The following is a 21,182-nucleotide window of genomic DNA, read 5'->3' as shown; positions in this document are numbered from 1 at the left end:
GGAGGCGGCGGTCATGGAGACGCGGCTCAGGAGCGAGCGGGTGCTGAACTGGCATGGGGCCCGTGCCGTCGAGGGCGTGCCGCACAGCGGGCCGCGGCCCTTCGGACGGCAGGAGGACAGGATCACCCGGCACTCTCAGGAGGCGGCGTTGGTCGAGCAGGCGATCGGCGAGCGCGTCGCCGGAAAGGCGGTCCGGGCGATCGCCCGCGACTGGTGCGGCCTCGGCGTCACAGGAACCCGGGGCGGCAGCCCAATGCGCAGACCGTCACACAGATCATCACGGCCCCCAGGGTGTGCGGACACCGGTCCAACAGCAGACGTCTGTTGCTGACGCCGGAGACGGGAGAACCCGTACTGGGGTGCTGGGAGCCCATCGTGGCGCCGCACCGGTGGCAGGCGGTGTGTGCGACGTTCTCCCCCGGCAGTTCGTACCCGCACAGGGGGAGCGGGACTCCCCGATGCAAAGGCGGGGGGCGCCCCGCTCCACGGCACCTGGCCACCGGCTTCCTGCGCTGCGGTGCGCAACGGACCGATGGCACGCTGTGCCGCGGCGCCCTGGGCCGCGCAGAAGGGCAGGAGCCGCCAAAGCCCCTACGTCTACTCGTGCCGGTCCTGTCAGCGGTGCAGCATCAGTGGTCCACTGGCGGATGAGGCTCTTGAGCGACTTCTGTTCTCCGGATCACCGGCAGGGCCGAGCTTGACGCAGGAGATGCGTGGACGCTGGAAGTCCGGCGAGCTGACGGAGAGGCGGCAGATCGCCGGATCAGTCCTGGTGCACTGCATCGTCCGGCCCGGCGTGAAGGGAAAGCAGGCCTGGGACTTTTCCCGGCTCGCCCCCGTCCGGCGCTGAGCGGGCCGGGCGGCGACGACGGGGTCTCCGGGGGACGACGCGCAGGTCGTTCTGCGATCTGTCGCCCCCGTCAGGCAGGATGGGACCATGCCGAATCGCCTGGCTCAGGAAACCTCCCCCTATCTCCTCCAGCACGCCGACAACCCCGTCGACTGGTGGCCCTGGTCGTCGGAAGCGTTCGAGGAGGCGCGGCGGCGTGGTGTGCCCGTGCACCTGAGCGTCGGCTATTCGAGCTGCCATTGGTGCCATGTCCTCGCAGCGGAAAGCTTCGAGGACGAAGCAGTCGCCGACTACCTCAACGAGCACTTCGTCAGCGTCAAGGTCGACCGGGAGGAGCGGCCCGACGTCGACGCCGTCTACATGGAGGCGGTGCAGGCGGCCACCGGGCAGGGCGGCTGGCCGATGACCGTGTTCCTGACACCCGAGGCCGAACCGTTCTACTTCGGCACCTACTTCCCGCCCGCGCCCCGGCAGGGCATGCCCTCCTTCCGGCAGGTGCTCCAGGGTGTCCAGCAGGCCTGGGAGACCCGCCGCGAGGAGGTCACCGACGTCGCCGGGAAGATCGTCCGGGACCTGGCCCAGCGGGAGATCGACTACGGCGGTACGCGGACACCGGGCGGCGAGGAGCTGGGGCAGGCGCTGCTCGCGCTGACCCGTGAGTACGATCCGCAGCGCGGCGGGTTCGGCGGGGCGCCCAAGTTCCCGCCGTCCATGGTGCTGGAGTTCCTGCTGCGCCACCACGCCCGCACCGGCTCCGAGGGCGCCCTGCAGATGGCCCGGGACACCTGTGAGCGGATGGCCCGCGGCGGCATCTACGACCAGCTCGGCGGGGGCTTCGCCCGCTACTCCGTGGACCGCGACTGGGCCGTGCCGCACTTCGAGAAGATGCTGTACGACAACGCGCTGCTCTGCCGGGTCTACGCCCACCTGTGGCGCACCACCGGCTCGGAGCTGGCCCGCCGCGTGGCCCTGGAGACCGCCGACTTCATGGTCCGTGAACTGCGCACGGAGCAGGGCGGGTTCGCCTCCGCGCTGGACGCCGACAGCGACGACGGCACCGGCGGGCACGTGGAGGGCGCCTACTACGTCTGGACGCCCGAGCAGTTGCGCGAGGTGCTCGGCGCCGAGGACGCCGAACTCGCCGCCCAGTACTTCGGAGTCACCGAGGAGGGCACCTTCGAGCAGGGGGCCTCCGTCCTCCAGCTGCCGGTGCGCGAGGGCGTCCACGACGCGGCGCGCATCGACGCGATCCGCCGCCGGCTGTTCGAGGCGCGCGCCGTCCGGCCCGCCCCCGGCCGGGACGACAAGGTCGTCGCCGCATGGAACGGTCTGGCGATCGCCGCCCTCGCCGAGACCGGCGCCTACTTCGACCGCCCCGACCTGGTGGAGGCCGCGCTCGGCGCCGCCGACCTGCTCGTACGGCTGCACATGGACGAGCACGCCGCGCTGGGGCGCACCAGCAGGGACGGGCGGGCCGGGGCGAACGCCGGGGTGCTGGAGGACTACGCGGACGTCGCCGAGGGCTTCCTCGCGCTCGCCGCGGTCACCGGCGAGGGCGTCTGGCTCGACTTCGCGGGTCTGCTCCTCGACCACGTCCTGACCCGCTTCACCGACGCGGAGTCCGGCTCCCTCTACGACACCGCCGCCGACGCCGAGAAGCTGATCCGCCGCCCCCAGGACCCCACCGACAACGCCGCCCCGTCCGGCTGGACGGCCGCGGCGGGCGCCCTGCTCGCCTACGCCGCCCATACCGGCTCCCAGCCCCACCGCACCGCGGCGGAACGGGCGCTGGGCGTGGTCCGGGCGCTCGGCCCGCGCGTGCCGCGCTTCATCGGCTGGGGTCTGGCCGTCGCCGAGGCCGCGTTCGACGGCCCGCGCGAGGTCGCCGTCGTCGGCCCAGCCCTGGCCGACGAGCGGGCACGGGCCCTGCACCGCACGGCACTTCTGGCCCCCGCCCCCGGCGCCGTCGTCGCCTACGGCACCGCGGGCAGCGACGAGTTCCCGCTGCTCGCCGACCGCCCCCTGGTGAACGGGGAGCCCGCCGCCTACGTCTGCCGCAACTTCACCTGCGACGCCCCGACCACCGACCCGGCCCGGCTGCGCGCCGCGCTGAGCGAGTGAGGGGCGCGCGTCAGGAGTTGAAGGCGAGGATGAGGAACGCCAGCAGTGCCTGGGCGGCCCACTGGAGTGCGGCGGCCCCGGCGCGGGCGGACGCCCACCGGCGGGGGAGCACCAGCGCGCTCACCCCGGCGGCCACGGAGGCGAAGAAGAAGCCGTAGAGAACGTCTCCCGAACCCTGGTGGCAGTCCTGGTAGTAGTCGCCGTACATCACGCACTGCGTGCCGTGCTGGGTGGACAGGGCGAGCAGCCAGCAGCCGATGACCATGGGCAGGAGCAGGCCCAGTCCCACGGCGGCCCACACCGTGCTGTTGTGTCCGGGCTCCCTGGCTGCCGCGTTCCGCGTCGTCGCTGTCATGGCTCCAGCAAACCGGGCCGGGCCGCCCCGCTGATCGGTCCGCGTACTCAACTTCCCTGCGCGCGCATACTCATCGCCTGTTCCACGATCGCCTCCAGCTGGTCGTGGTGGGCGCCCTTCCAGTAGGCGCGGCCGCAGGCGCGGCACCGGGCGAAGACGTCGTACGTGCGCTGGGTGCCGTGCTCCAGCTGGTCGGCCACCTCGTCCTTGGTGGCCTGCCTCAGCAGGCCGTTGCAGGCGGTGCAGCGCGTCCAGGGCCGCAGCTCGGGGTGGAAGCGGCCGAGGACGTCGCGGAGCTGGTCGTCGGGGCGGGTGCTGTAGACGAACGCGCCGGCCCACAGTTCGCGGCGGCGCAGCAGGCCCCGGTCGCGGCTGAGCAGGACCCGCTTCTCGGCCGCCGAGCGCGCGGCGAGGGCCGGGTCGCCGATGTCCGTCGATTCGTACGCCGTGTCGACGCCGAGCAGGCGCAGGCGGCGGGCGAGGGTGCCCAGGTGCACATCGAGGAGGAAGCGCAGGGGCGCGCCGGGGACCTGCTGGGGGCGCTGGACGGCGCGTACCTGTACGGTCTCGTCCGCCCGCGGGACGTGCGACACGGGCACCTCGCGGCCGTCCACGACCAGCGTGCCGACCTCGGTCAGCGGGACGCCGAGGGACTCCACGACGTGGCCGAGCGACGAGACGCCGTCGGTGACGACGGCGGTGGCGCCCCGGCGGCGGGTGTGCGGGACGAAGACCTGCAGGCCGGGCGCGAATTCGACGTGGATCTCGGGACCGTTCACCCGGTCAGGATGGCACGGCCGGGCGCGTGCGCCTCAGGTGTTCTCGGCGGGCAGGCCGTGTTCGAGGACGGTGAGGGTGCGGTCGACGAGGCCGGCGAGGTCGTCGCGGTGGCCCCTCTCCGCCCAGAACAGGGTGGTCTCCATCAGCGCTCCGAGGAGGGACATGGCCCAGGCCCGCACTTCGAGGCTCTCCGGGTCGCGGCCGGTGCGCTCGGCGACGGCGGCGCGGAGCAGCCGGCCGGTGACCGACATGCTCTCCCTCATCCGGGCGCGCACCGCCGGCACCTCGACCATCAGCCGGGTGCGCAGCCGCGACGCCTCCGGGTCGTCGGCCATGCCCCGGTCCACGGCCTGGCGCAGCACCTCGCGGACGGAGCGCGTCCACGGTTCGCCGGCGGGCCGGGCGCGCAGGGCGTTTGCGAGGAGCGGGTCCCACTCGTCGGTGAGGACGATGTCCTCCTTGGTGGGGAAGTACCGGCAGACGGTGGAGGGCGAGACCTCCGCCCGCTCGGCGATCTGCTCGGTCGTGGTGGCGTCGTACCCCTGCTCGCGCACGAGCGCGTACGTGGCCGCGCGGATCGTCTCGCGGGTCTTGATCTTCTTCCGTTCCCGCAGGCCGAGCGGGGGGCCGGCGGGGGAGCCGGGGGCGGCGGAAGGGGAGGGGGACTGTGCGGCCGTCATGGGGCCATTGTCCGGCACCGGAGCCGGCCGCGGCCGCCCCGGGGCAGCGGCTCCGGCGGCTACGCGTGCTGGTAGGCGACGAGGGAGATGCACACGTAGTGCACGGCGAAGGCGGCCAGCGTGAAGGAGTGGAAGACCTCGTGGAAGCCGAACCAGCGGGGGGAGGGGTTGGGGCGTTTGATGCCGTAGACGATGCCGCCCGCGCTGTAGAGCAGTCCGCCGGCGATGACCAGGACCATGACCACGATGCCGCCGGTGCGTAGGAAGTCCGGCAGGTAGAAGACGGCCGCCCAGCCCATCGCGATGTAGCACGGGGTGTAGAGCCAGCGCGGGGCGCCGACCCAGAAGACGCGGAAGACGATGCCTGCCGCGGCGGCCGACCAGATGCCCCAGAGCAGCCACTGGCCCTTGGCGCCGGGCAGGAGCAGCAGGGTCAGCGGGGTGTAGGTGCCCGCGATGATCAGGAAGATGTTCGCGTGGTCGAGGCGGCGCAGCAGGCCGCTCAGGCGGGGGCCCCAGTTGCCGCGGTGGTAGAGCGCGCTGACCCCGAAGAGCAGGCAGGCGGTGAGGACGTAGATGCCGCAGGCCATGCGGCCCCGGGGCGAGTCGGCGAGGGCGGTGAGCACGAGCCCCGCTATCAGCACGGCGGGGAACATCCCGAGGTGCAGCCAGCCGCGCAGTTTCGGCTTGACCGGATGGGGCAGGGAGAGCGCGGCCGGACCGCGGCCACCGGCCGGCGTGTCCAGGGGCGCGTCGGAGGCGGACGCAGTCATGCGCCGCATGGTACCCACGTCCCCGTAAGTCAGGCATCAGCGCACCGTGCGGGCAGGGCCGTCACCGGAAATCCGGGCGAACGCAAAAAGTCCTTCAGCCGTCGACAACGCGGACGCAAAGAACCGCGGTGACCGTGGGATTCCTCACCCTGCTCACCTGTGCGGCCCTCTGGACAGATGGGCGCCTGCGTCGGATGATCAAATGAGTGCGGTCGGCACCGGATGAGCGGCTACGAAGCATCCGGGTCGCAGCCCCCACGGGGCGACAAGACAAAAAACCCCTCATTTAGGAGCAATCGTGGCGCGCGACATCGCGGCTCCCTCCGCCCTTCCGACCAACCACAAGGACCTGATCTCGTGGGTCGACGAGATCGCGGACCTCACGCAGCCGGACAGGGTGGTCTGGTGCGACGGATCCGAGGCCGAGTACGAGCGACTGTGCGGGGAGCTCGTCGAGAAGGGCACCTTCCGGAAACTCGACCCGATCAAGCGCCCCAACTCCTACTACGCGGCCTCCGACCCCTCCGACGTGGCCCGCGTCGAGGACCGTACGTTCATCTGCTCCGCGAAGGAGGAGGACGCCGGCCCCACCAACCACTGGAAGGCCCCCGCCGAGATGCGGGAGATCTTCCGGGGCGAGGGCGGCGTCTTCCGCGGCTCCATGAAGGGCCGGACGATGTACGTCGTCCCGTTCTGCATGGGCCCCCTCGGCTCCCCGCTCTCCGCGATCGGCGTCGAGATCACCGACTCGGCCTACGTCGCCGTGTCCATGCGCACCATGACCCGCATGGGACAGCCCGTCCTCGACGAACTCGGTGACGACGGCTTCTTCGTCAAGGCCGTCCACACCGTCGGCGCCCCGCTGGAGCAGGGCCAGGAGGACGTCCCCTGGCCGTGCAACTCCACCAAGTACATCTCGCACTTCCCCGAGGACCGCGAGATCTGGTCCTACGGCTCCGGCTACGGCGGCAACGCCCTGCTCGGCAAGAAGTGCTACGCCCTGCGCATCGCCTCCGTCATGGCCCGCGACGAGGGCTGGCTGGCCGAGCACATGCTGATCCTCAAGCTCACCCCGCCCACCGGCGAGGCCAAGTACGTCGCCGCCGCGTTCCCGAGCGCCTGCGGCAAGACCAACCTCGCCATGCTGGAGCCGACGATCTCCGGCTGGAGCGTGGAGACCATCGGCGACGACATCGCGTGGATGCGGTTCGGCGAGGACGGCCGCCTGTACGCGATCAACCCCGAGGCCGGCTTCTTCGGCGTCGCGCCCGGCACCGGTGAGCACACCAACGCCAACGCGATGAAGACGCTGTGGGGCAACTCCGTCTTCACCAACGTCGCCCTCACCGACGACAACGACGTGTGGTGGGAGGGCATGACGGAGGAGACCCCGGCCCACCTGACCGACTGGAAGGGCAACGACTGGACGCCCGCCTCGGGCACCCCGGCCGCCCACCCCAACGCGCGCTTCACCACCCCCGCCGCCCAGTGCCCGATCATCGCGCCGGAGTGGGAGGACCCCAGGGGCGTGCCGATCTCGGCGATCCTCTTCGGCGGCCGCCGCGCCAGCGCCGTGCCGCTGGTGACGGAGTCCTTCGACTGGAACCACGGCGTGTTCCTCGGCGCGAACGTCGCCTCCGAGAAGACCGCCGCCGCCGAGGGCAAGGTCGGCGAGCTGCGCCGCGACCCGTTCGCCATGCTGCCGTTCTGCGGCTACAACATGGGCGACTACATGGGCCACTGGATCGAGGTCGGCGCGGACAAGGACCAGTCCAAGCTGCCGAAGATCTACTACGTGAACTGGTTCCGCAAGGACGACCAGGGCAAGTTCGTCTGGCCGGGCTTCGGCGAGAACAGCCGCGTGCTGAAGTGGATCGTCGAGCGCCTGGAGGGCAAGGCGGAGGGCGTCGAGACGCCGATCGGCATCCTGCCGACCGAGGCCGCGCTGGACACCGACGGCCTGGACCTGTCCGCCTCCGACCTGCGCTTCCTGCTCACGGTCGACAAGGAGGTGTGGCGCGAGGAGGCCGCCCTGGTCCCCGACCACCTGAACACCTTCGGTGACCACACGCCCGAGGAGCTGTGGGAGCAGTACCGCGCGCTCGTCGCGCGTCTGGGCTGAGCCGCCCGCGTCCCAGCACTCCGCGGCCGACCGCGACCTGCCCTGACCTGCACCGTCGCTCCGGTCGGCCGCGGCAGGACCCGATGAGGGGCCCCAGGGGCCGCCCCCGCACAACGGCGTGCGGGGGCGGCCCCTTCCCGGTGCGCGCACCCGGTGCGCGCTCACCCGTTCGGCGGAGCCCTCCGTATGGCCGGGCCCACTGCGGGTACCCGGGAGTCGTCCCGGTGAAGGAGTGTGATGTGGGCATGGCTGGAGACGGTGACTTCTACAAGCACGACCGTCCCGAGAACCCGGACCTTGCCGAGGACCGCCCGCGCGGCGGCGGCCCCGAGGAGCCGCAGGGGCGCGGCAACTGGCCGGTCTGGATGGTGGTCCTGGCGATCCTCGTGCTGTTCGTGCTCTTCGTCGTGATCTTTGGTTGACGCGAACGCGTCATTGGGCCGTCCGGCCGGAGCCACCGCGCGTCCGGCCGGAGCCACCGTGCCGCCGGTGCGGAGTCGTCGCGCCGCCGGTGCCCAGTCACCGCGCACGCCGGCGCACGGTCACAGCGCGCGCTGGAGCAGAAGGGTGTCGAGCCGGCGGCCGTGCTTGTACCCCACGGCGGTCAGCCGCCCCGCCTCGGTGAAGCCGAAGCGGCGGTGCAGCGCGGCCGAGGCGTCGCCGCCCGGCTCGGCGATCACCGCGATGATGCGCTGCGCCCCGGCCCGGGCGCAGCCCTCGATCAGCTCCCCCAGCAGGGCGGCGCCGAGTCCGCGCCCGGTGGCCTCCGGGGCGAGGTAGACAGTGTCCTCCACCGTGTACCGGTAGGCGGGCTTGGGGCGGTACGGCCCGGCGTACGCGAACCCCACCACGCGCTCCGCCTCCTCGGCGACCAGGAACGGCAGCCCGCGCCCGGCCAGGTCGCCGCACTTGAGTTCCCATTCCGCAAGTGAGCGGGGTGTCTCGTCGAAGGTGGCGACGCTGTGCAGGGCGTAGTGGCCGTAGACGGCGGCGACGGTGGGGAGATCGGCGCGGCGGACGGGCCGGACGGTGGCGGCGGGAACGGGCACGTCTTCTCTCTCACCTGGGCGCGGACACGGCGCGGCGGCCTCGGGGGCGCGGCCCGCGCAGTGTAGGGCACCCGGTCCGCGCGTCGCTGCGGGTGCGCGCGGACCGGGGCCGTGCGGGGAGCCCTCCGGGAGGGCTACTGGGCGGCGCCACTCAGCTTCTGCGCGTTCCCCCGCGCCTCGCGCCCGGGCGGGTTCGCCCGGGGTGCCGCCTGCGCGGCGGCGTGCGCGTCCATCCGCTCGGCCGCCAGGATGGCCGCCGCCGTGTCCGCCCGGGAGGCGGCGACGACGAGGGCCCGGCCGGCCAGCGCGTGGGCCCGCCGGTGCAGGGTCAGCGGCTCGGCGACCGCGGCCACCGAGGTGCGCACGGGCGCGTGCCCGCCCCGCAGCCGGGACACCTGGGCGGCGAGCCGTTCGGCCGCCGCGTCCAGGCCTGCTTCCGGGGCCAGGGTGCGCAGCTCGTCCGTGACGGCGAGCAGCGCCGCGAGGTGGCCCGCGAGCTGGATGTCCAGCTCCTCCTCGCGGGAGCGGTGGGGGAAGTCGGAGGTGGCGCCGGCCATCGTGGTGTGGACCGACTTGCTGCGGATCGGTTCGTACATGGGACGGCCTCCTGTGCTCTGACAGAAAGCATCCTACATTAGAACCCGTCTAAAGTTGAGTCGGTTCGCGGAACCGGTCCGTAAGGGCACCCAGCGTGAGCGTCAGGGCTGGCCGTAGCCGTCCAGGAAGGTGCCGATCCGGGTCACCGCGTCGCGCAGGTCGCCGGCCGTGGGCAGGGTGACGACGCGGAAGTGGTCGGGCTCGGGCCAGTTGAAGCCGGTGCCGTGGACGACCATGATCTTCTCGCGGCGCAGCAGGTCGAGCACCATCCGCCGGTCGTCCTTGATCTTGAAGACCTTGGGGTCCAGGCGCGGGAAGAGGTACAGCGCGCCCTTGGGGCGTACGCAGGTCACGCCGGGGATCTGCGTCAGCAGCTCGTGGGCGACGTCCATCTGCTCCTTGAGCCGCCCGCCGGGCAGGACCAGGTCGGTGATCGTCTGCCGCCCGCTGAGGGCCGCGACCACGCCGTGCTGCCCCGGCATGTTCGCGCACAGGCGCATGTTCGCCAGGATGGTCAGGCCCTCGATGTAGGAGTCGGCGTGGGCGCGCGGACCGGAGACCGCCATCCAGCCGACCCGGTAGCCCGCCACCCGGTACGCCTTGGACATCCCGTTGAAGGTGAGGGTCAGCAGGTCCGGGGCGACCGAGGCCGTCGGTGTGTGGGTGGCGCCGTCGTAGAGGATCTTGTCGTAGATCTCGTCGGAGCAGACGAGCAGGTTGTGCCGGCGGGCGATGTCGGTCAGGCCCTTGAGCAGGGCCGGGTCGTAGACCGCGCCGGTGGGGTTGTTCGGGTTGATGACGACGATCGCCTTCGTGCGGTCGGTGACCTTGCGCTCGACGTCGGCGAGGTCGGGCATCCAGTCGGACTGCTCGTCGCAGCGGTAGTGCACGGCGGTGCCGCCGGACAGCGAGACGGCGGCGGTCCACAGCGGGTAGTCCGGTGCCGGCACGAGGACCTCGTCGCCGTCGTCGAGCAGGGCCTGCATGGCCATCACGATCAGCTCGGAGACGCCGTTGCCGATGAAGACGTGCTCGACGTCGGTCTCGATGCCGAGCGTCTGGTTGTGCATGACGACCGCGCGCCGCGCCGCCAGCAGGCCCTTGGCGTCGCCGTAGCCGTGGGCGGTGGAGACGTTGCGGAGGATGTCCTCCAGGATCTCCGGCGGGCACTCGAAGCCGAACGCGGCCGGGTTGCCGGTGTTCAGCTTCAGGATGCGGTGACCGGCCGCCTCCAGCCGCATCGCCTCCTCGAGCACCGGTCCCCGGATCTCGTAACAGACGTTGGCGAGCTTGGTCGACTGGATCACCTGCATGTATGGGAGCTTACGGCCGGGTAACGGCCGGTGGCTCGTGTTTTCCGCCACTTGAGACACGCAGGCGGGCCGCCCGGGGGGTTCCGGCGCGGCCGCGGGCAGGGATTGCGGCCGGGTCGCGGCGGGACCGTGGCCGGGCGCCGTGCCGGGATTCCCACCGGGTGACGATCGCACGGCAGGGTGACGGCTTCTCGTCCGCTTCTTGTCCGGACCCCCGCCCGCCCCTCACAATGCGCATGACAAGACAGGCGACCGGAAGATCTCCGGTCGCTCACGTCTGAAGAGGGGACCCCCACATGAACAAGCCTCTCCTTGCCGCGCTCACGACCCTGGTGATCACCGGGGCGGGCGTGGCACCCGCGGCCGCCGCCACGGCCCAGAGCGCCGCGCCCGGCCGTGCGCGGACCGCGCACGCCGCGAAGGCCGTCGACTTCGCCGGCACCGTGGCGCTGAGCAACTGCTCCGGCTCGGTCATCCGCTTCCCCGCCTCCGCGGACAGCGACCCGGCGCTCGTGCTCAGCAACGGCCACTGCCTGGAGACCGGCTTCCCGTCGCCCGGCGAGGTCATCGTCGGCCAGAGCTCCAGCCGCTCCTTCGGGCTGCTCAACTCCGCCGGCTCCCAGGTCGCGACCCTGCGCGCCAACAAGGTCGTCTACTCGACGATGACCGACACCGACGTCACGATCTACCAGCTCACCCGCACCTACGCGCAGATCAAGAGCTCCTACGGGATCAGCCCGCTCACCGTCAGCGACACCCACCCGGTCGCCGGCACCGCCATCAAGGTGGTCTCCGGCTACTGGAAGCGCACCTACAGCTGCAACGTCGACGGGTTCGTCTACCGGCTCAAGGAGGGCGGCTGGACCTGGAAGGACTCCGTCCGCTACACCTCCGCCTGCAACACCATCGGCGGCACGTCCGGCTCGCCCGTCGTCGACACCGCCACCGGGAAGGTCGTCGCCGTCAACAACACCGGCAACGAGGACGGCGAGCGCTGCACCGAGAACAACCCCTGCGAGGTCGACCAGAACGGCAACGTCACCGTCCGCCAGGGCATCAACTACGCCGAGGAGACCTACCAGATCCCGGCCTGTTTCACGACCGGCAACCGGCTTGACCTGAACGCGGCCGGCTGCGTCCTGCCCAAGCCGTAGCCTCCTTCGGGCGGACGCGCGGACGGGTGGTCACCGCGGCGTGCGGCGGACCGCCCGGCCCGCCAGGACGTCCGTGCGCCGCCCGTCCTCGATCACGAACCGGCCGTCGATCAGGACGTACGGGATCCCGGTGGGCAGCGCGCGCGGCTGCTCGAAGGTCGACCCGGCCGCGACCGTGGCCGGGTCGAACAGGACCAGGTCGGCGCGGTACCCCTCGCGGACGAGCCCGCGGTCCGGCAGCCGCAGCCGGGCCGCCGGGCGGGCGGTGAGGTGCGCGACGCACTCCTCCAGGGACAGCACCCCCAACTCCCGCACGTACCGGCCGAGGTACTGCGGGAAGGTGCCGTAGGCGCGCGGGTGCGGCTTGGTGCCCTGGAGGATGCCGTCGGAACCGCCGGTGTGCACCCGGTGACGCATGATCGCCCGTACGTTCTCCTCGTGGCCGACGTGCTGGAGGATCGTCGAGCCGAGCCGGTCGCCGACCAGCAGGCGGCGCGCGACCGTCCAGGGGCTCTCGCCGCGCAGGGCCGCCGACCGGGAGACCGTCCGCCCGACGTACCCGGCGAACGCGGGATCGGCCACTCCGGAGATCTCGATGGTGTCCCACTCCACCGGCACCCCGTGGCAGCCGTCCGCGCCGGTGACCTCCAGGTGGTGGCGGATCCGCTCGGCGGTGTCCTCGTCGGCGAGCCGGTCGAGGATCTTCTCCGGGCCGCCCTCGCTCGCCCAGCTCGGCAGCAGCGCGACCAGGGTGGTGCAGCCCGGCGTGTAGGGGTAGGTGTCGAGGGTGATGTCGGCGCCCGACGCGAGCGCGTCGTCCAGCAGCGCCAGCAGCTCGGGCGCCCGGCCCTTGTTCGGGCCGAAGTTCATGGTGGCGTGCGCCAGGTGCAGCGGGCAGCCGGCCGCTCGGGTCAGGGCCACCATCTCCTCGTACGCCTGGAGCGCCCCGGCGCCGTAACTGCGGTGGTGGGGGCAGTAGTAGCCGCCGTGCGCGGCCACCACCCGGCACAGCTCGGTCAGTTCGGCGTCCTCGGCGTACATCCCGGGTGTGTAGGTGAGCCCGGAGGACATGCCGACCGCGCCCTGCTCCAGGCCCTCGGCGACCAGGCGGCGCATCAGGTCCAGTTCGTCCGGCGTGGCCGGGCGGTCCTCCCAGCCGACCGCGAGGGCGCGCACGGTGCCCTGCGGGATCAGGTAGGCCGCGTTGACGGCGACGCCCTGACCGCCGAAACCGTGGTCGAGCCGGTCCAGGTACCCGCCCACCGAGCGCCAGGTGAAGTCGATGTCGTCGCCGTGGCCGTTCCAGCCGGTGATCGCCCGGCGCACCTCGGCGAGCGTACGGTCGTCGACCGGCGCGTACGACAGCCCGTCCTGCCCGATCACCTCCAGGGTCACACCCTGGGCGGCCTTCGCGCTGTGGTCGGGGTCGCGCAGCAGGGCCAGGTCGCTGTGCGCGTGCATGTCGATGAAGCCGGGGGAGAGGACCAGCCCCTCCGCGTCCAGCTCGCGCCGGGCCCGGGGCCGCGCGCAGCCGGCCGCCGCGGCCTCCTTGACGATCGACACGATCCGGCCGCCCTTGACCGCGACGTCCGCGCGGTAGGAGGGTGCGCCGGAGCCGTCCACGACGTCCGCGTCACGGATGACGAGGTCGGTGAGATCGGCCAGCTCGACCGGATCCATGGGTGACTCCCTTTCTCGGCGTCCGGGTTCCTGGCCCGCCAAGGCCCGGCCTCTAGAAGAACGTACGGATGTAGTCGACGACCGTGCCGTCCGCCTCGGCCACCGGGATCAGCTGCCACTTGTCGAAGGAGGTGCACGGATGGGACAGGCCGAGACCGATCCAGTCGCCGACCGCCAGGTCGGCTCCCGGGTCCGTGCCGAGCCAGGTGTGCTGGTCGGACAGGCCGGTCACGGTGATGCCGGTCGCGGGGCGTTCGGCGCCGTCGCGGCGGACCACCTGGGCGAGGGGCAGGTCGAGGTCGTAGGCCGCGTCCCGCTTGCCCGCGTTGGCGAAGGCCTGCCCGTCGGCGGGCCGGGAGACGACCTGCGCCCACAAGCGGAAGGCGGGCTCCAGGGCACCCTCCTGCGGGACCCGGTTGAACGGGGTGATCTCCCGGTAGTGGCCGTCGTCGTGCGAGACGTACGCGCCCGAGCGCAGCAGCTTCAGCACCGGCCGGGACAGCTCCGGGATCTCGCCGAACACGTCGGCGACCGCGTCGAACCAGGCGCTGCCGCCCGCGCTCACCACGATCTCCTCCGCCTCCGCGAACCGGCCCGCCTTGTCGAACTCCACGGCCAGACCGACGAGCCGGCGCAGCCACGCGGTCACCCGCTCCGGATCCGCCCGCGGCACCTCGCCCTCGTACCCGGCGACCCCGGCCAGCCGCAGGGTGTCCGTGGCCGCGACCGCGTCGGCGACCGCCGCGCACTCCGCCTCGGTACGGACCCCGGTGCGCGCGCCCTCGCCCGTGCCCAGCTCCACGACCACGTCGAGCGGGCGCCCGGCACCGGCCTCGCGCAGCACCGCGTCCATCAGCCGCACACCGCGCAGGGAGTCGACGTAGCAGACGAGCCGGAAGGCGGGGTCGGCGGCGAGTTCGGCGGCGACCCAGCGCAGCGCGGCCGGGTCCACCAGCTCGTTGGCCAGGAAGACGCGCCGGAAGCCGAACGCCCGCGCCACGCGCACCTGATGCGGCACCGCGAGGGTGATGCCCCAGGCGCCGTGCTCCAGCTGGCGCTGGAAGAGCTGGGGGGCCATGGACGTCTTGCCGTGCGGGGCGAAGGCGAGGCCGTGCCGGGCCGCGTAGGTCTCCATCAGCTTCAGGTTGTGCTCCAGTCGCTCGGCGGACAGCGCGAGCACGGGCGTGGTGAAGCCGCCGGTGAACAGGTTGCGGCGCTCGGCCGTCAGCTCGCCGACGGTCAGCCCGTCCGCGTCCGGCGGGAGCCCCTTGAACCGGTGGTCGACGCGTTCCTCGGCCAGGCGTGCGAGCGCCTCGGTACCCATGGAGCCTCCCTGATCGATCGCGTTGCATATTTTGCAACGCTCATTGCACGGACCGCTTGATGCTGTCTAACATCTCGGCCACGCGAGGTCAACGAAACGCCCCGCGCCCCGCATCCCCCACCGAGGAGCTACGAGCATCGTGACCGCCACCGGACCCCGCAATGGCACCGGCGACGTGGACGTCGCCGCGCTAGGCGAGTCCATGGTCACCTTCCTGCCCTCCCGCCCCGGCCGCCTCGCCGACGTCCCCGCCTTCACCCGCGCCATCGGCGGCGCCGAGTCCAACGTGGCCTGCATGCTCGCCGCCGCCGGACACTCCGCGCGCTGGGTGAGCCGGGTCGGCGCCGACGGATTCGGCGACCACCTGCTGGAGACCATCGGGGCGTACGGCGTCGACGTGACGTCCGTACGGCGCGACCCGCACCGTCCGACCGGCATCTACTTCCGCACCGCGGGGGACCGGGCCACCGACGCCCACGAGGTGGCCTACTACCGGGCCGGGTCCGCGGCCTCCGCGATGGCCGCAGGCACCGTGGACGAGGCGGCCCTGCGCGCCTGCCGCGTGCTGCACCTGTCCGGGATCACGGCGGCCCTGTCCACCGGCTGCCTCGAACTGCTGCGCGAGCTGACCGCGCCCCGCTCCGGCCGCCCCCTCGTCTCCTTCGACGTCAACCACCGGCCCGGCCTGTGGCGCACCGGCGCGGGCGCGTCCGGGGACGAGAGCGGCGACGGCGGCGCAGGCAGCGGGGGCGACGGTGGCAGCGGTGGCACCCGCGTTCTGCTGGAGCTGGCCCGCGGCGCCGACCTCGTCTTCGTCGGCGAGGACGAGGCCGAGGCGGCCTGGGGCATCACCGGCGGCCCCGGCGCCATCCGCGCCCTGCTGCCCGAACCCGCCGTCCTGGTGGTCAAGCAGGGCGCCGAGGGAGCCACCGCCTTCCACCCCGGCGGCAGCACCTCCGTCCCCTCCCTCCACGTCGACGTCGTCGCGCCGGTCGGCGCCGGGGACGCCTTTGCCGCCGGGTTCCTCTCCGCGACCCTGCGCGGGCTGCCCGTACGCGACCGCCTCCGGCACGGCCACCTCATGGCCGCCGCCGCGCTCACCGTCCCCGGCGACCTCGCCGTACCCGCCCCCCGCGGCCACGCCGACCGGCTGGCCGCCCTCGACGAGGCCGCTTGGGGGAGACTGCGTCTGGGCCCCGGCTGGACGCGCACCGCTGAAGGGGCCGAGGAGGAGGTACGTACGCCATGAGCCAGACCGTCGACCGCGCGCTGAGCATCCTGCCGCTGCTCGCCGAGGGGCCCGCCGACCTCGGACGGGTCGCCGACCGCCTCGGCGTCCACAAGTCCACCGCGCTCAGGCTGCTGCGCACCCTGCACGAACACGGCCTGGTCTACCGCCAGTCCGACCAGCGCTACCGGCTCGGCGCCCGCCTCTTCTCCCTCGCCCAGGAGGCGATGGAGAACCTCGACATCCGCGAGATCGCCCACCCCCACCTGGTGCGCCTCAACGAGACCTGCGGCCACACCGTGCACCTCGCCGTCTACGAGGAGAACGAGGTGCTGTACATCGACAAGGTGGAGAGCCGCTACCCGGTGCGCATGTACTCGCGGATCGGAAAACCGGTCGCGATCACCGTCGCCGCCGTCGCCAAGCTGCTCCTCGCCGACCTGCCCGAGGCCGAGCGGCGCGCGATCGCCGAGAAGCTCGACTACCCCCTGTACACGGCCCGTTCGACCCCCCACGCCGCCGCCTTCCTCAAGGAGCTGGCGACGGTGCGCGAACAGGGCTGGGCCACCGACCTCGGCGGCCACGAGGAGTCCATCAACTGCGTCGGCGCCCCCATCCGCGGCGCCGACGGCCGGGTGGTCGCCGCGATGTCGGTCTCCGCGCCGAACGTCGTCGTCACCGCCGACGAACTCCTCACCCTGCTCCCGCTGGTGCGCCGTACCGCGGACGCCGTCAGCGGCGAGTACTCCGGGAGAACCCCCGTACCCACCCCCGCAACCACACCGGACAGGGACACCGCATGACCGACAAGACCGCGCTCACCCCGAAGACCCACACCGTGCCGCCCGCCAAGTTCTCCCACGGGGTGAAGAAGGGCAACATCCTCCAGGTCGCCGGCCAGGTCGGATTCCTGCCCCACGAGGAGGGCAAGGCCCCTACGCCGGCCGGCCCCACCCTGCGCGAGCAGACCCTCCAGACCCTCGCCAACGTCAAGGCGATCCTCGAAGAGGGCGGCGCGGGCTGGGACGACGTGATGATGCTCCGCGTCTACCTCACCGACGTGGACCACTTCGCCGAGATGAACGACATCTACAACGCCTACTTCGAGGAGCAGGGCCTCACCCAGCCGCCCGCCGCGCGCACCACGGTCTACGTCGGCCTGCCCGCGGGTCTCCTCATCGAGATCGACGCGCTCGCCGTACTCGGCTGACGCCTCTCCCGACTCCCGCACCACCGCACACCCTTCACGGCGCGGCGCCCCCACCCCTTCGGGCGCCGCGCCGCGATCCTCCTTGCCCGAAAGCTGTATGTACTCACCCAGAGGACCCCCGTATGTCCCACCCGCTCGCCGCGGCAGCCCCGCAGTCACCCCCGCACACCGGCGGTCTGCTCCTCCTCGTCGACGGCACGACCGGCCTGCTGCTCGTTGCCGGGATCGGCATCGCGCTGCTGCTGTTCCTGATCATCAAGGCGCGGCTCCAGCCGTTCGTCGCGCTGCTGGCCGTCTCCATAGCCGTCGGCCTGCTGGCCGGCCTGTCGGTCACCGAGCTCTTCGGCACCGTGCAGCGCTCCGACGCCGTCTCCACCATCGAGTCCGGCATGGGCGGCATCCTCGGCCACATCGCCGTCATCATCGGCCTGGGCACCATGCTCGGCGCCATCCTGGAGGTCAGCGGCGGAGCGGAGGTCCTGGCCTCCCGGCTCCTGGGACTCTTCGGAGAGAAGCGCGCCCCGCTCGCCATGGGCCTGACCGGCCTCATCTTCGGCATCCCGGTCTTCTTCGACGTGGGCATCTTCGTCCTGGCGCCCCTCGTCTACGCCGCCGCCAAGCGGGGCGGCAAGTCGGTCGTCCTGTACTGCATGCCGCTGCTGGCGGGCCTGTCCATGACCCACGCCTTCCTGCCGCCCCACCCCGGCCCGGTGGCCGCCGCCGGACTGCTGCACGTGCAGCTCGGCTGGATCATCCTCATGGGCGTCGTCTGCGGCATCCCGGCGGTGCTGGCCGCCTGGGCGTACTCGGCGTGGATCGGCAAGCACGTCTTCGTCGAGGTGCCGCAGGACATGGTCGAGGCGGCCGAGGAGGCCAAGCGGGCGGTCCTGGCCGAGCAGCGGGCCTCCGGAGTGGAGCCGCGGGAGGCGCCGGTGCCGCTCGGCGCGGTCCTCGGCATCATCGGCACCCCGCTCGTCCTGATCCTCGCGGCCACCTTCTCCTCCATCGCCCTCGACCCTCCCCCAAGCTCTTCGGCAGGCTCCGAGCAGGGGGGACCCCCATCCGGGTGGTCGGTGATCGAGTTCTTCGGCCACCCGTTCGTGGCGCTCAGCATCGCCCTGCTGCTGGCCTACTACCTGCTGGGCATCCGCCGCGGCTGGTCGCGCAAGTCGCTGGAGACCGTCTCGACGGCGTCGCTGAAGCCGGTCGGCAACATCCTGCTGGTCGTCGGCGCGGGCGGGGTCTTCGGCGCCGTCCTCAAGGCGAGCGGCGTCGCCCAGGCCCTCTCGGACACCTTCAACGGCGTCGGCCTGCCGGTGATCGTGCTGTCCTACCTGATCTCTGTGGTGCTGCGGGTGGCGCAGGGCTCGGCGACCGTCGCCATCGTGACGACGGCGGGCATCGTCGCCCCGCTGCTGTCCGAGGGGCACCACTCGCAGGCTTTCGTGGCCCTGGTCGTCATGGCGATCTCCGCCGGTTCGATCTTCGCCTCGCACGTCAACGACGGCGGCTTCTGGATGGTGGCGAAGTACTTCGGCATCAGTGAGCGGGACACGCTGAAGACGTGGACGGTCCTGGAGAGCGTCCTTTCGCTCGCGGGCTTCGCGGTGGCGGCGGTGCTGAGCCTGTTCGTTTGACTGCTCCTCTCCCTGAGGGGAGGGGATTCCTGGCTCAGGCAGCCTCCCGGAGCGGCACTCCGGGAGGTCTTGCGCCCTCGACACCAGCCGGGTCCAGACCTGCCCGGACGAGCATCGCACGCGCGGAGTTCTTGTCCCTCGGGGAGAGGGCTCCGCAGGTGGTGCAGGTGTAGGTGCGTTCGGACAGCGGGAGTGCGTGCTTGGTTCTTGCTCCGCACCTGCCGCAGTCCATGGTGGTGTGCGCGGGACGTACGAGGCGTACGTCCCGACGGTGTTTGCGGCCCATCTCGACCAGGGCCTGTTTGGTGGCGCCGATCGCGGCATCGGCCGCCTTGCGCGCCATCGATGTCTTGGCGAGGAATTTGGGCCTGAAGTCCTCCACCGCGATCACGTCATGGTCCCGGACGACCTTCTTCGCCCACTTTCTGGCGGTGTCCTGCCGCTGCCGGGCGATCTTCGCGTAAGTCTTCGCCCGCCACCGCTTCGCCTCCCGGTACCCCTTCGACGCCGCCTGCCCTGGCTTAGGTTTGCGGCGGGCCGTCATCCGGTCGTACCGGCACAGCTTCTCCTTCGCCTTCCGGCCGTGCTGCGGGTGGGGAAGGTCGTGCGCGTCGGAGGTGGTCGTGGCCGTCTGCGTCACGCCCCAGTCGATACCGATCACCCGGCCGGTGGGCGCAAGGGGCTCCACCGGGGCGGGGACCACAAAGGAGCAATACCAGTGGCCGAGACTGTCGCGGTACACCCGCACCGAGGACGGCTCGGCGGGCAGCGGACGGGACCACACCACCGTCACGACGATCCCACCCGCCAGGTGCAACCGCCCGTCCTTGAGCCGGAAGCCGCGCCGGGTGTAATTCAGGCTCGGGTCCGCTCCGTGCTTCTTCTTGTGCCTCGGCATCCCGGCCCGCCGCTTCAGCGGGAGCCGGTTCTTGATGTCCATCAGGGCCTTGGCGCGGGAGGCGGCGAAGTCCCGGATGGTCTGCTGCTGCGGGACCGAGGCGCCCGCAGCCAGCCACGGTGTCACCGCGCGGGCCTGGGTGAGCATCCGGTCCAGCCGGGCCGGACCGCACCCCTCCGTCTCGGCGTAGGCCTTCCGGGAGCGGGCGACGGACTCGTTCCAGATCCACCGGCACCGGTCCCACTCCGCCTCCAGCCCGGCCCGGGCGGTGACGGACAGGCGTAGCCGGTACGTGTACCGGGCACGCCCCACCGCCTCCTCGGCCTCCCGCACCTCCGCCACACCCCCCGCCCCGTGTTCCGATTCCGGTCAGCCGACCCCGAACGGCCGACCTGCACTGACCGTATGTGCGAATCCGGAACGTCTGCACGCCTTTTCGCCACATTCACTCCAACCCGTGAACAGTAGTAAGGGTGTTCGCGTTTGCTGGGTTCCGCCAGGGCTGGCGGTTGGGGCGCTCCGCGCCCCTGACAAGCCGGTGCGGCGAGGGAGGCGATTCCTCCCCGACGTGAACGCCGGGGCCTCCTCGCAAGAGATCGGTGAGCGGTCGCCCGCCGGACGGACGTACGCCCGTCCGGCCCGCGTCGGCGGGCCGGTTGTAGGGGTCTGATAACGAAGTAGGGGCTGGCTGTCCCCGGCACAGGATCGTCGACCATACTGCCCGCTGTGGAGCAGCGCATAGGTTCGAGCAGTCAGCCCCTGAAGAGCGAGCCCGTGAAGGGCGCCGGATTCGACCCGGCGTTCGTCCCCGGCCTCACCTCACCCGCGTCCGCCGAGGACGCGGCACCGGAGGAGCCGGAGCGGACGCCTGCGGCGGAGGGGACCGCCCCGGACGCCGAGGCACCGGCCCCGGGCACGGCAGGGGAGTCCGCCGAGGAGGCGTCCGCCGTGGAGAAGCCCGCCGCCGGGGACGACGAGCAGGCCGCCGGGGAGGAGACCCCCGACGGCCCGGTCTTCGAGGCCGCCGACCGCCGCGCCCGGATCGTCGCCGACCACCGGGGCGTACGCCTCGCCCTGGACGACCAGGAGTGCGAGTTCGGCTGGGACGAGATGGGTGCCGTCGAGACGGCGACCTCCCGCTTCGGCAAGCGGTTCACCGTCGTCGTCCACACCCCGGACCGCCGCTGGTACCCCATCGAGATCGAGGCCCCGGCACGGTCCCGCTTCAGCGTCTGGGAGACGGAACTGGACGCGGTGCTGGACGCGTACTTCGAGGACGGGGAACACGGGCAGGACGAGAAAGAGGAGCAGGGCGAGCAGGACTGACCTCACGTCAGAGCCTCCCCGGCGCCCGGCGCCCGGCGCACGCCCACGCGTCCGTGCCCGTGAACGCCGCGGCCGAGAAGGACGC

The 21,182-nt window shown here is 72.2% G+C and carries 20 protein-coding genes; 10 read left to right on the top strand and 10 right to left on the bottom strand.

The window, feature by feature from the left end; translation table 11 throughout:
- Window positions 1-709 precede the first annotated feature (709 nt).
- Both AB0G56_RS31720 and AB0G56_RS31715 read left to right on the top strand, forming a co-directional pair.
- Window positions 710-850, top strand: a complete 141-nt coding sequence (locus AB0G56_RS31720; RefSeq protein ID WP_360976152.1) for a hypothetical protein — start codon at window positions 710-712, stop codon at window positions 848-850.
- Window positions 851-937: 87 nt separating this feature from the next.
- A complete protein-coding gene (locus tag AB0G56_RS31715; RefSeq protein ID WP_360976149.1) occupies window positions 938-2,971 on the top strand; it encodes a thioredoxin domain-containing protein in 2,034 nt (677 codons plus the stop codon).
- Between the two features lie 10 nt (window positions 2,972-2,981).
- On the opposite strand, the gene AB0G56_RS31710 is transcribed toward AB0G56_RS31715, so the two are convergent.
- From AB0G56_RS31710 to AB0G56_RS31695, 4 genes are read right to left on the bottom strand one after another with little or no spacing between them, the layout of a single operon-like run.
- Window positions 2,982-3,326 carry a hypothetical protein gene (locus AB0G56_RS31710; protein WP_360976146.1) on the bottom strand — a complete coding sequence of 115 codons (345 nt, stop codon included), beginning with the start codon at window positions 3,324-3,326 and terminating at the stop codon, window positions 2,982-2,984.
- A 47-nt stretch (window positions 3,327-3,373) separates the two neighbouring features.
- Entirely contained in the window at window positions 3,374-4,105 is a 732-nt protein-coding gene (locus AB0G56_RS31705; RefSeq protein ID WP_360976143.1) for a Mut7-C RNAse domain-containing protein, read from the bottom strand.
- A 33-nt stretch (window positions 4,106-4,138) separates the two neighbouring features.
- On the bottom strand, window positions 4,139-4,786 hold the full coding sequence (locus AB0G56_RS31700) for a TetR family transcriptional regulator (RefSeq protein WP_360976140.1): 648 nt from the start codon (window positions 4,784-4,786) through the stop codon (window positions 4,139-4,141).
- A gap of 59 nt (window positions 4,787-4,845) precedes the next feature.
- Window positions 4,846-5,559 (bottom strand): hemolysin III family protein, encoded by a 714-nt coding sequence (locus AB0G56_RS31695; protein WP_360976137.1) that lies wholly within the window; start codon window positions 5,557-5,559, stop codon window positions 4,846-4,848.
- A 298-nt stretch (window positions 5,560-5,857) separates the two neighbouring features.
- Between AB0G56_RS31695 and AB0G56_RS31690 the strand changes: the two genes are divergently transcribed.
- Both AB0G56_RS31690 and AB0G56_RS31685 read left to right on the top strand, forming a co-directional pair.
- A complete protein-coding gene (locus tag AB0G56_RS31690) occupies window positions 5,858-7,681 on the top strand; it encodes a phosphoenolpyruvate carboxykinase (GTP) (RefSeq protein WP_360976134.1) in 1,824 nt (607 codons plus the stop codon).
- Between the two features lie 245 nt (window positions 7,682-7,926).
- Entirely contained in the window at window positions 7,927-8,103 is a 177-nt protein-coding gene (locus tag AB0G56_RS31685) for a hypothetical protein (RefSeq protein ID WP_360976131.1), read from the top strand.
- A gap of 120 nt (window positions 8,104-8,223) precedes the next feature.
- Here the strand turns inward: AB0G56_RS31685 and AB0G56_RS31680 are convergent, their stop codons facing one another.
- The 3 genes from AB0G56_RS31680 to AB0G56_RS31670 form a co-directional block, all read right to left on the bottom strand.
- Complete coding sequence (locus AB0G56_RS31680) at window positions 8,224-8,730, bottom strand: N-acetyltransferase family protein (RefSeq protein ID WP_360976128.1); 507 nt, start codon at window positions 8,728-8,730, stop codon at window positions 8,224-8,226.
- 134 nt (window positions 8,731-8,864) lie between these two features.
- Window positions 8,865-9,326, bottom strand: coding sequence for a hypothetical protein (locus AB0G56_RS31675; RefSeq protein ID WP_360976126.1), 462 nt, complete (start codon window positions 9,324-9,326; stop codon window positions 8,865-8,867).
- Window positions 9,327-9,428: 102 nt separating this feature from the next.
- Window positions 9,429-10,640: a pyridoxal phosphate-dependent aminotransferase gene (locus AB0G56_RS31670; protein WP_360976124.1), complete on the bottom strand. Its 1,212-nt coding sequence runs from the start codon at window positions 10,638-10,640 to the stop codon at window positions 9,429-9,431.
- A 296-nt stretch (window positions 10,641-10,936) separates the two neighbouring features.
- Here AB0G56_RS31670 and AB0G56_RS31665 point away from each other — a divergent pair, with 296 nt between their 5' ends.
- The gene (locus AB0G56_RS31665; RefSeq protein ID WP_360976121.1) at window positions 10,937-11,794 is read left to right on the top strand and encodes a serine protease; all 858 of its coding nucleotides are present in this window, start codon (window positions 10,937-10,939) and stop codon (window positions 11,792-11,794) included.
- A gap of 30 nt (window positions 11,795-11,824) precedes the next feature.
- Here AB0G56_RS31665 and AB0G56_RS31660 read toward each other — a convergent pair whose 3' ends face one another.
- On the bottom strand, window positions 11,825-13,474 hold the full coding sequence (locus AB0G56_RS31660; RefSeq protein ID WP_360976118.1) for a D-aminoacylase: 1,650 nt from the start codon (window positions 13,472-13,474) through the stop codon (window positions 11,825-11,827).
- A 52-nt stretch (window positions 13,475-13,526) separates the two neighbouring features.
- Window positions 13,527-14,798, bottom strand: a complete 1,272-nt coding sequence (locus AB0G56_RS31655) for an amino acid deaminase (RefSeq protein ID WP_360976115.1) — start codon at window positions 14,796-14,798, stop codon at window positions 13,527-13,529.
- 139 nt (window positions 14,799-14,937) lie between these two features.
- Here AB0G56_RS31655 and AB0G56_RS31650 point away from each other — a divergent pair, with 139 nt between their 5' ends.
- The 4 genes from AB0G56_RS31650 to AB0G56_RS31635 all read left to right on the top strand — a co-directional run bounded on the left by AB0G56_RS31650 (window position 14,938) and on the right by AB0G56_RS31635 (window position 18,873).
- Complete coding sequence (locus AB0G56_RS31650; RefSeq protein ID WP_360976112.1) at window positions 14,938-16,047, top strand: sugar kinase; 1,110 nt, start codon at window positions 14,938-14,940, stop codon at window positions 16,045-16,047.
- Entirely contained in the window at window positions 16,044-16,829 is a 786-nt protein-coding gene (locus AB0G56_RS31645) for an IclR family transcriptional regulator (protein ID WP_360976109.1), read from the top strand. The genes AB0G56_RS31650 and AB0G56_RS31645 overlap by 4 nt, the downstream gene beginning before the upstream one ends.
- Window positions 16,826-17,236 (top strand): RidA family protein, encoded by a 411-nt coding sequence (locus AB0G56_RS31640; RefSeq protein WP_360976107.1) that lies wholly within the window; start codon window positions 16,826-16,828, stop codon window positions 17,234-17,236. Before AB0G56_RS31645 ends, AB0G56_RS31640 begins: the two co-directional genes overlap by 4 nt.
- A gap of 122 nt (window positions 17,237-17,358) precedes the next feature.
- Window positions 17,359-18,873: a gluconate:H+ symporter gene (locus AB0G56_RS31635; protein WP_360976104.1), complete on the top strand. Its 1,515-nt coding sequence runs from the start codon at window positions 17,359-17,361 to the stop codon at window positions 18,871-18,873.
- A 34-nt stretch (window positions 18,874-18,907) separates the two neighbouring features.
- Here AB0G56_RS31635 and AB0G56_RS31630 read toward each other — a convergent pair whose 3' ends face one another.
- Entirely contained in the window at window positions 18,908-20,113 is a 1,206-nt protein-coding gene (locus AB0G56_RS31630) for a transposase (protein ID WP_360976101.1), read from the bottom strand.
- Between the two features lie 384 nt (window positions 20,114-20,497).
- On the opposite strand from AB0G56_RS31630, the gene AB0G56_RS31625 reads away from it, so the two are divergent.
- Entirely contained in the window at window positions 20,498-21,097 is a 600-nt protein-coding gene (locus AB0G56_RS31625; RefSeq protein WP_360976098.1) for a hypothetical protein, read from the top strand.
- Window positions 21,098-21,182 lie beyond the last annotated feature (85 nt).

Source organism: Streptomyces sp. NPDC021356, from assembly GCF_040641015.1.
GTDB lineage: Bacteria > Actinomycetota > Actinomycetes > Streptomycetales > Streptomycetaceae > Streptomyces.
The sequence above is the reverse complement of the archived record's forward strand: the minus strand, read 5'-3'. Positions and strand labels throughout refer to the sequence as shown.

What these genes read in the sequence shown, in the direction of transcription:
- AB0G56_RS31720 (WP_360976152.1), top strand. Translation starts at nt 710, where the DNA reads ATGCGTGGACGCTGGAAGTCCGGCGAGCTGACGGAGAGGCGGCAGATC.
- AB0G56_RS31715 (WP_360976149.1), top strand. Translation starts at nt 938, where the DNA reads ATGCCGAATCGCCTGGCTCAGGAAACCTCCCCCTATCTCCTCCAGCAC.
- AB0G56_RS31710 (WP_360976146.1), bottom strand. Translation starts at nt 3,326, where the DNA reads ATGACAGCGACGACGCGGAACGCGGCAGCCAGGGAGCCCGGACACAAC.
- AB0G56_RS31700 (WP_360976140.1), bottom strand. Translation starts at nt 4,786, where the DNA reads ATGACGGCCGCACAGTCCCCCTCCCCTTCCGCCGCCCCCGGCTCCCCC.
- AB0G56_RS31695 (WP_360976137.1), bottom strand. Translation starts at nt 5,559, where the DNA reads ATGACTGCGTCCGCCTCCGACGCGCCCCTGGACACGCCGGCCGGTGGC.
- AB0G56_RS31685 (WP_360976131.1), top strand. Translation starts at nt 7,927, where the DNA reads ATGGCTGGAGACGGTGACTTCTACAAGCACGACCGTCCCGAGAACCCG.
- AB0G56_RS31675 (WP_360976126.1), bottom strand. Translation starts at nt 9,326, where the DNA reads ATGTACGAACCGATCCGCAGCAAGTCGGTCCACACCACGATGGCCGGC.
- AB0G56_RS31670 (WP_360976124.1), bottom strand. Translation starts at nt 10,640, where the DNA reads ATGCAGGTGATCCAGTCGACCAAGCTCGCCAACGTCTGTTACGAGATC.
- AB0G56_RS31665 (WP_360976121.1), top strand. Translation starts at nt 10,937, where the DNA reads ATGAACAAGCCTCTCCTTGCCGCGCTCACGACCCTGGTGATCACCGGG.
- AB0G56_RS31660 (WP_360976118.1), bottom strand. Translation starts at nt 13,474, where the DNA reads ATGGATCCGGTCGAGCTGGCCGATCTCACCGACCTCGTCATCCGTGAC.
- AB0G56_RS31655 (WP_360976115.1), bottom strand. Translation starts at nt 14,798, where the DNA reads ATGGGTACCGAGGCGCTCGCACGCCTGGCCGAGGAACGCGTCGACCAC.
- AB0G56_RS31645 (WP_360976109.1), top strand. Translation starts at nt 16,044, where the DNA reads ATGAGCCAGACCGTCGACCGCGCGCTGAGCATCCTGCCGCTGCTCGCC.
- AB0G56_RS31640 (WP_360976107.1), top strand. Translation starts at nt 16,826, where the DNA reads ATGACCGACAAGACCGCGCTCACCCCGAAGACCCACACCGTGCCGCCC.
- AB0G56_RS31635 (WP_360976104.1), top strand. Translation starts at nt 17,359, where the DNA reads ATGTCCCACCCGCTCGCCGCGGCAGCCCCGCAGTCACCCCCGCACACC.